8 protein-coding genes are annotated in these 7,836 nt (G+C 70.0%); 3 read left to right on the top strand and 5 right to left on the bottom strand.

The genetic code is table 11. From position 1 onward, the window contains the following. Positions 1–502: 502 nt before the first annotated feature. On the bottom strand, positions 503–919 hold the full coding sequence (locus tag CQZ88_RS27915; RefSeq protein WP_102800605.1) for an Hsp20/alpha crystallin family protein: 417 nt from the start codon (positions 917–919) through the stop codon (positions 503–505). A gap of 301 nt (positions 920–1,220) precedes the next feature. Here CQZ88_RS27915 and ctaD point away from each other — a divergent pair, with 301 nt between their 5' ends. Further along, complete coding sequence (gene ctaD, locus CQZ88_RS27910; protein ID WP_102800601.1) at positions 1,221–2,969, top strand: cytochrome c oxidase subunit I; 1,749 nt, start codon at positions 1,221–1,223, stop codon at positions 2,967–2,969. A 98-nt stretch (positions 2,970–3,067) separates the two neighbouring features. Beyond that, complete coding sequence (locus CQZ88_RS27905) at positions 3,068–3,562, top strand: hemerythrin domain-containing protein (protein WP_043798129.1); 495 nt, start codon at positions 3,068–3,070, stop codon at positions 3,560–3,562. 71 nt (positions 3,563–3,633) lie between these two features. Here the strand turns inward: CQZ88_RS27905 and CQZ88_RS27900 are convergent, their stop codons facing one another. Genes CQZ88_RS27900 through CQZ88_RS27885 form a run of 4 tightly spaced genes read right to left on the bottom strand, consistent with a single transcriptional unit; the run spans position 3,634 to position 7,021 of the window. Further along, positions 3,634–4,338, bottom strand: coding sequence for a hypothetical protein (locus tag CQZ88_RS27900; RefSeq protein WP_006940995.1), 705 nt, complete (start codon positions 4,336–4,338; stop codon positions 3,634–3,636). 44 nt (positions 4,339–4,382) lie between these two features. Continuing rightward, the gene (locus tag CQZ88_RS27895; RefSeq protein WP_374703845.1) at positions 4,383–5,027 is read right to left on the bottom strand and encodes a hypothetical protein; all 645 of its coding nucleotides are present in this window, start codon (positions 5,025–5,027) and stop codon (positions 4,383–4,385) included. Continuing rightward, complete coding sequence (gene hisS / locus CQZ88_RS27890; protein ID WP_006940998.1) at positions 5,014–6,288, bottom strand: histidine--tRNA ligase; 1,275 nt, start codon at positions 6,286–6,288, stop codon at positions 5,014–5,016. Before hisS ends, CQZ88_RS27895 begins: the two co-directional genes overlap by 14 nt. A gap of 49 nt (positions 6,289–6,337) precedes the next feature. Then, on the bottom strand, positions 6,338–7,021 hold the full coding sequence (locus CQZ88_RS27885) for an MBL fold metallo-hydrolase (protein WP_006940999.1): 684 nt from the start codon (positions 7,019–7,021) through the stop codon (positions 6,338–6,340). Between the two features lie 167 nt (positions 7,022–7,188). Here CQZ88_RS27885 and CQZ88_RS27880 point away from each other — a divergent pair. Then, a partial coding sequence (locus CQZ88_RS27880; RefSeq protein ID WP_258008843.1) for a peptidylprolyl isomerase occupies positions 7,189–7,836 on the top strand: 648 nt, incomplete at its 3' end.

Below are 7,836 nucleotides of genomic sequence, written 5' to 3'. Positions count from 1 at the left end.
CGTCGGCGATGATCGGGTGCGGCCCGCACTGTGTGTGCCGAATACCGGCGGTGCGCTGCCCGGTCACCGGCTCCGGGCCGGTGCCCCGCCCAGCGCCTCGTGGCTGCCGTCCGGGCGGGCGGCACGCACGTCAACGCCTGGCGACTCTGCTGCGATGTCGTATCACCGTCCTTTCGCTACTACGTGGCTTCGGCGGGCCGATCCGGTACGGACCGGAGGAGAGCGCTGCGTGGCAACCACTTCCCCCGGAGCCCGCGTCCCGGCTCGACCCGGCGGTCCCGCGGTGCGCGCCGCGCCCCGCGGACGACGGACCGCGGCGGTCCGGCACCTCGGGTCCGCCCCCGGTCGTCGCGGCCGGGGCCACTCGAGCATCTCCAGCTCGAGATCGAGCAGGAGCAGCTCGAGGTCCACGCCGTCGACGGTGGGCGGCTGCCCGACGGGCGGTTCGGCAATCAGGTCGAGTTCGTCCATGGTCGTCTCCCGGGGACACGCCTCGGACGGATCAGCCGTCGATCGCCTTCTTGTCGCCTACCGCGATCTCGATCTTGCGCGGCTTGGCCTTCTCCGCGACCGGGATCGTCAGCCTCAGCACGCCGGCGTCGTACGTCGCCTCGATGTTGTCGGTGTCGAGGTTCTCGCCGAGGAACAACTGCCGGCTGAACACACCGCGCGGGCGCTCGGCCGCCACCATCTCCTGACTCTGGTCGCGTGCCGGCCGCTCTGCGTGCACCGTCAGCACGTTCCGTTCGACGTCGAGGTCGAGCGAATCCTCGGCGACGCCGGGCAGATCGAACTCGACGACGAACTTGTCGCCCTCACGCCAGGCGTCCATGGGCATCACCGCGGGACGGGCCGCCGTGCCGAGAACCTGCTGCGCGAAGCGGTCGAACTCGCGGAACGGATCGGTGCGCATCAACATCGTTTCCACCTCCACAGACTCTCTTCGTGCCGGTTGAGGAGAGCGGTCGATCTATGCTGGCCGCTACATCTTTCTTGTACCACTCACAACACAGCGGGGCAAGGAATTGTTCCCGGAAACCCCTCGAATTCCGCGCGGACGGACGACAATCCGCCTCGCAAAACCTCCCGCGCGCGGCCGGTGCCGGTTACGCTCGACCTACCGCATGATGCCGCGGTCGTTCCGGGGTGCCGTCTCAGGCCGAGCGGAGCGCCCGGCGCCGCAGCGACATCGCCGCCCCCGGGAGGCGCAAGGAGGCACCATGGTTGTCACCGAGACGAAGGCCGTTCGCCCGTATCCGCCGCGGTATGCGCCCAAGGGCTCGACGGTCTACAAGCTGGTCACGACGACCGACCCGAAGATGCTCGGGCTGATGTACATCGTGACCTCGTTCGCCTTCTTCCTGATCGGCGGGCTGATGGCCCTGCTGATCCGCAGCGAACTCGCCGTCCCGGGCATGCAGTTCCTGTCCAACGAGCAGTACAACCAGCTGTTCACCATGCACGGCGGCATCATGCTGCTGATGTACGCGACCCCGATCGTGTTCGGGTTCGCGAACTACATCCTGCCGCTGCAGATCGGCGCGCCCGACGTCGCGTTCCCCCGGCTGAACGCGTTCAGTTACTGGCTGTACCTGTTCGGCGCCTCCGTCGTGGCCTTCTCCCTCGTCACCCCGGGCGGCGCCCCGGACTTCGGGTGGACCTCCTACGTTCCGCTCGCGGACGACCTGCACAGCCCCGGTGTCGGCGGAAACCTGTGGTTCGCCGGTCTGGCCGTCGCCGGTCTCGGCACCATCCTCGGCGGGGTCAACATGATCACCACGGTCGTGTGCCTGCGTGCCCCCGGTATGACGATGTTCCGGATGCCGATCTTCACCTGGAACATCTTCATCACGATGATTCTGATCCTGCTGATCTTCCCGCTGCTGACCGCCGCGTTCATGGGAGTGCTGGTCGATCGCGTGCTCGGCGGCAACATCTACGACCCGGCCAACGGCGGGGTGATGCTCTACCAGCACCTGTTCTGGTTCTTCGGCCACCCCGAGGTGTATGTCATCGCGCTGCCGTTCTTCGGCATCATCTCCGAGGTCATTCCGGTGTTCTCGCGTAAGCCGATCTTCGGCTACACCGGCCTGGTCTACGCGACCCTGGCGATCGGCGCCCTGTCGATGGCCGTGTGGGCGCATCACATGTACGCCACCGGCGCCGTGCTGCTGCCGTACTTCTCGTTCATGACGTTCCTGATCGCGGTGCCCACCGGCGTGAAGTTCTTCAACTGGATCGGCACCATGTGGCGGGGGCAGGTGACGTTCGAGACCCCGATGCTGTTCGCGGTCGGCTTCATCATCACCTTCCTCTTCGGCGGCCTGACCGGCGTGGTCCTCGCCAGCCCGCCGCTGGACTTCCACGTCCACGACTCCTACTTCGTCGTCGCGCACTTCCACTACGTGCTCTTCGGCACCATCGTGTTCGCCACCTACGCCGGCATCTACTTCTGGTTCCCGAAGATGACCGGGCGGCTGATGGACGAGCGCCTCGGCAAGTGGCACTTCTGGCTGACCTTCCTCGGCTTCCACACCACGTTCCTGGTGCAGCACTGGCTGGGCAACGAGGGCATGCCGCGCCGCTACGCCGACTACCTGCCGTCGGACGGGTTCACCACCCTCAACACCATCTCGACGATCGGTGCCTTCACCCTCGGCGTGTCGACCCTGCCGTTCCTGTGGAACGTGTTCAAGAGCTACCGGTACGGCCAGGTCGTGACCGTCGACGACCCGTGGGGTTACGGCAACTCCCTCGAGTGGGCCACCACCTGCCCGCCGCCGCGGCACAACTTCTACGAGCTGCCGCGCATCCGCTCCGAGCGCCCGGCGTTCGAGCTGCACTACCCGCACATGGTGGAGACCATGCGGGCGGAGGCGCACGTCGGCGTCGGCCGGCGCCACGCCGCCGAGGTGGCCGAGGAGCCCCACGTCCGGGACACCGCCGAGCGGACACCGCCGAGCACCTGATTCGGACGGATCGGTGTAATCGGGCTCCCGCCGGGGTATCTGGAGCGCACGCCCCTCACGGCGGCGGGCATTCGAGAACCACTTCGGCGGGAGGCCTGGTGTCCACTGACGCGATCGTGTTGTTGAAGGAAGACCACAAGGAGATCCGGAAGCTGTTCCGCGAGTTCCGCGGAGCGGACGACGGCGACGAGAAGGGCCGGATCGTCGGCCGGATCATCGAACTGCTGACGGTGCACACCTACATCGAGAACGAGGGCATGTACCCCGAGGTGCGCGCGCTGCTGCCCGACCTCGAATCGGACATCCTCGAATCGTTCGAGGAGCACCACGTCGCGGACGTCCTCGTGACGGAACTGGCCGGGATGAAACCCGACGCCGAGCGGTTCGACGCGAAGACGACCGTCCTCATCGAGAACGTCGAGCACCACATCGAGGAGGAGGAAGAGGAGTGGTTCCCGAGGGTGCGGGAGGCACTCGGCCGTAAGCAGCTACAGGAGATCGGGGCGCGGATGCTCGAGCTGAAGGAGAAGGCCCCGCACTCCCCCGCGCAGCCCTCGGCCCTGAAGAAGACGATCGACGCCGTCGTGAGCTGACGCGTCGCCGGACCGGTTCCGGTCCGGCCCACGAAGGCCGGGGGTGCAGAGTTGCTCTGCACCCCCGGCTACTACGTTCCGGCGGTGTCGAGGAAACCGCTCCGCGCGGACGCGTCGGATGCCCCGCGTCCCGAGCGGCTGCCGCGGTATGCGTCGCGGCGGAACGGCACGAGCCAGCGCGGCCACAGCTCGACGGCCGCCGGGTGGTTGAGCACCGGATCGAACGACGGCTGGGCCTCGTCGGAGGCGGGCACCGCGGACTCGAGCGTGACGCGGCCGGCCGGCACGAGCGGCCCACGGGCCGAGGCCACGTGCAACGAGAACAGCAACGGGACGCCGTGCCGGGCCAGTTCCAGGACGGACGTCGAGGACGGCTGGTCGCCCTCCGGGAACGCGAAGATCCACCGCGGCGCGAGGTCGACATTCGTGCGATAGGCCATCAGGGAGCCGTACCGCGCGGTCGACCAGCCCCGGGCCGGCAGCAGGACCGCCCTGGTGGGCACGTGCAGGGTGGCGAGCAGGATGTCCCACGGGCCGTCCTCGAGGGAGAACCGCAACGCCAGACCCAGGATGTCGGGCACGCCGTCGGGCGTGCCCACGGCGCCGGACAGCCGCGCGGTGACCGGCACCCGCGCCGGTGCCGGAACCGGCCACCACCGCGAATCCAGTTCCGCGACGCCCCGGAAGAGCACCCCACGTGGATGGAACACCCGCGCCCCGCGCAGCGCGGAGGCGGCTCGGAACGGCCCGGAGAACACCGAGTGCAGCGAGATCATGCGCCCCGCATACCCGGGGTACCCACAGCCCAATCGGTCCGCGCTCACTCGACGAGCGAGGCCACCTCGTGGTCGGTGAGCGTGGTCTGCGGCACGCGCCCGGCGTCACGGGCCAGCAGCACCGCCCGGTACAGCGGCCGCTGCTCGAGCCCGGCGTCGCGGGCCGCCGCCCGCAGCTGCTCCACCAGCACCGACGACATCGCGGCGGCCGAGGCCAGCTCGCTCGCCGCCAGCGCGTCGGCGAGTCGGCGCAACGCCAGTACGTCGAGCTCCCGGCAGCCGCCGTTCGCGTACAACGCCAGCGGAACCGACACGAGCCGATCCCCGTCGTTGAGCCGCAACACCACCTGACTCACCCGCAGCGCCGACACCACCAGCTCGACCCCGGCGAGGTTGCGCAGCTCCACCCGCCGGGTGCGCAGCGCCCCCTTCGCGGTGACCGTGGTGCCGTCGATCCAGCGGTGCCGGCGCAGCACCGCCAGGGCGCCCACCGCGGGCGGCACCCCGACGAGCACACCGAACACGACCGCAACCAGCGGGCTGGACACCAGGTACACCAGCAGACCGGCCACCACGCCGATCAGGAGGGAGAACACCGCGACTCTCCCGGCGCGGGGCGCGAGCACCCGCGTGGGGATCAGGTCCAGACGGGTCGGCGCGGGACGGGCCGACGGGTCAGGTGCGGGCAACGACGTCCCCGACCCGGGCGACCACGTCGTCGAGCGGCACGGTGTGCTGTTCGCCGGTGCGCAGGTCCTTGACGACGATCTCGCCGGCCTCGAGTTCGCGCTCCCCCAGCACGAGCGCGACCACGGCACCGGAACGGTCGGCGGCCTTCATCGCGCCCTTGACGCCGCGACCGCCGTACGCCAGGTCCACGCGGATGCCGGCGGCGCGCAGCCGGTGGGCGATCGGCACCAGCGTCGACTTGGCGGCCTCGCCCATCGGCACGCAGAACACCTCGCAGCGGGCGGGGCTGCCCGCGGTCCTGCCCTCGGCGGCGAGCGCGAGGACCGTGCGGTCGACGCCGAGCCCGAAGCCGATACCGGAGAGCGGCTGGCCGCCGAGCTGCGCCATCAGGCCGTCGTAGCGGCCGCCGCCACCGATCCCGGACTGGGCGCCGAGCCCGTCGTGGACGAATTCGAACGTCGTCTTCGTGTAGTAGTCGAGGCCGCGCACCATGCGCGGGTTGATCGTGTACGGCACGCCGAGCGCGTCGAGATGCGAGAGCACCTCGTCGAAGTGCGCCTTGGCCGTGTCGGAAAGGTGGTCGAGCATGAGCGGCGCGTCGGCCGTCATCTCCCGCACGTGGGGGCGTTTGTCGTCGAGCACCCGCAACGGGTTGATCTCGGCGCGGCGGCGGGTCTCCTCGTCCAGGTCCAGCTTGAACAGGAACTGCTGCAACAACTCCCGGTACTGCGGGCGGCACGTCTCGTCGCCGAGGGACGTGATCTCGAGGCGGAACCCCTCGAGGCCCAGGCTGCGGAATCCGGCGTCGGCGACGGCGATGACCTCGGCGTCGAGGGCCGGATCGTCGACGCCGATCGCCTCGACGCCCACCTGCTGCAGCTGGCGGTACCGGCCGGCCTGGGGGCGCTCGTACCGGAAGAACGGGCCCGAGTAGCTCAGCTTGACGGGCAGCTGGCCACGGTCGAGGCCGTGCTCGATCACCGCCCGCATCACACCCGCGGTGCCCTCCGGGCGCAGCGTGACGGACCGGTCGCCGCGATCGGCGAACGTGTACATCTCTTTGCTGACGACGTCGGTGGACTCGCCGACGCCGCGCGCGAACAGTCCGGTGTCCTCGAAGATCGGCAGCTCGATGTGCCCGTAGCCGGCCAGCCGCGCCGCGCGGGTCAGCCCGTCGCGCACGGCGACGAACTCCGCGGACTGCGGGGGGACGTAATCGGGTACACCCTTGGGCGCCGAGAACGTGGAGGGCTTGCTCAACTGTCGCTGCTTTCTCTCGTCGGTGGATCGGAGGCCGGCCCGGGCCGGGTCAGCGGGAGCCGGCCAGCCCCACCAGGAACGGGTTCGACACCCGCTCCTGGCCGATGGTGCTGGACGGGCCGTGGCCGGGCAGGATCGCGGTGGCGTCGTCGCGCACGAGCAGTTTCGCCGCGATCGACGCGAGCAGCTGTTCGTGGTTGCCACCCGGCAGGTCGGTGCGGCCGATCGACCCCTGGAACAGGGTGTCGCCGGTGAGGGCGATCTCGACGTCGTCGCCGTCGGGGGTCGTCGCGTGGGTGCGCAGCACCACCGAGCCCTGGGTGTGCCCCGGGGTGTGATCGACGGCGAACCGGATGCCGGCGTGCTCTATCTCGTCCCCGTCGGCCAGTTCGATCACGGTCCGCGGCTCGGCGAATTCGGCGCCCTCGAGGAACGGCTTCAACGTCGGGCCGATGCCGCGCCCGGGATCGGTCAGCATGTAGCGGTCGTCCGGATGGATATAGGCCGGGATGTCGTAGCGGTCGGCGACGGCCTGCGCCGACCAGATGTGGTCGAGGTGCCCGTGGGTGAGCAGCACCGCGCGCGGCGTCAGTCCGGACCGGGTGAGAAAGTCGGCGAGGGGCTCGGCGGCATCCTGCCCGGGGTCGACGACGACGCATTCCTTCGCGTCGTCCTGCGCGAGGATGTAGCAGTTGGTCTGGAACATCCCGGCGGGGAATCCGGTGACGAGCACGGGCATCGCTCCTACGGTGTGGGCCTTCGCGTGGCCCCTACAGCCTAGGCCGGGCTCCCCGTCGCCCGGTTCTCAGGTTGGGGTGGCAGACTCGATCCGGCTCGAGCCGGGTTCCAGCGGCGACGCTGGGACCGGCAACGACGATCGGTTACGGGAGGACTACTGCAGTGCCGAGCAACGCACAGCGGCGCCAGGCCGCCAAACGCAAACTCGAGCGGCAACTCGAACGGCGGGCACAGCGGGCGCGCAAGCGCCGCCAGCTGACCATCGGTCTGTCGGCGCTCGGTGTGGCCGCGGTCGTCGCGGCGGGCGTCGGCATCTGGGTGCTCGGCCGCGGCGGCGACGACGCCGCCTCCACCGCGGCGTCGGAGACGACCGACCCGGCGCAGACCGAGTTCGCGGCGCTGCCCGCGGGCCGGTCGGAACCGCTGCCCGAATCGGTGAACTGTGCGTACCCGCCCGGCGGCGAACCGGCCAGGCCGGTGCAGCCGCCGCGCACTGACGGCATCCTCACCACCGGCGAGGGCAATACCGACATCAGCGTCAGTGTGGAGACCACCCAGGGCAACATCGGCCTGGTCCTGCACAACGACACCTCCCCGTGCACGGTCAACAACTTCCTGTCCCTGGCGTCGCAGGGGTACTTCGACGACACCGCCTGCCACCGCCTGACCACGTCCGACTCGCTCGCCGTGCTGCAGTGCGGCGACCCGACCGGCACCGGCGCCGGCGGCCCCGGCTACCAGTTCGCCAACGAGTTCCCCACCGACCAGTACGCGCCCGAGGATCCGGCGGCCACGCAGCCGCTGACGTAC

It is taken from the genome of Rhodococcus sp. ENV425 (assembly GCF_002887785.1).
Taxonomy (GTDB): Bacteria; Actinomycetota; Actinomycetes; order Mycobacteriales; family Mycobacteriaceae; genus Rhodococcus; species Rhodococcus aetherivorans.
The sequence above is the reverse complement of the archived record's forward strand: the minus strand, read 5'-3'. Positions and strand labels throughout refer to the sequence as shown.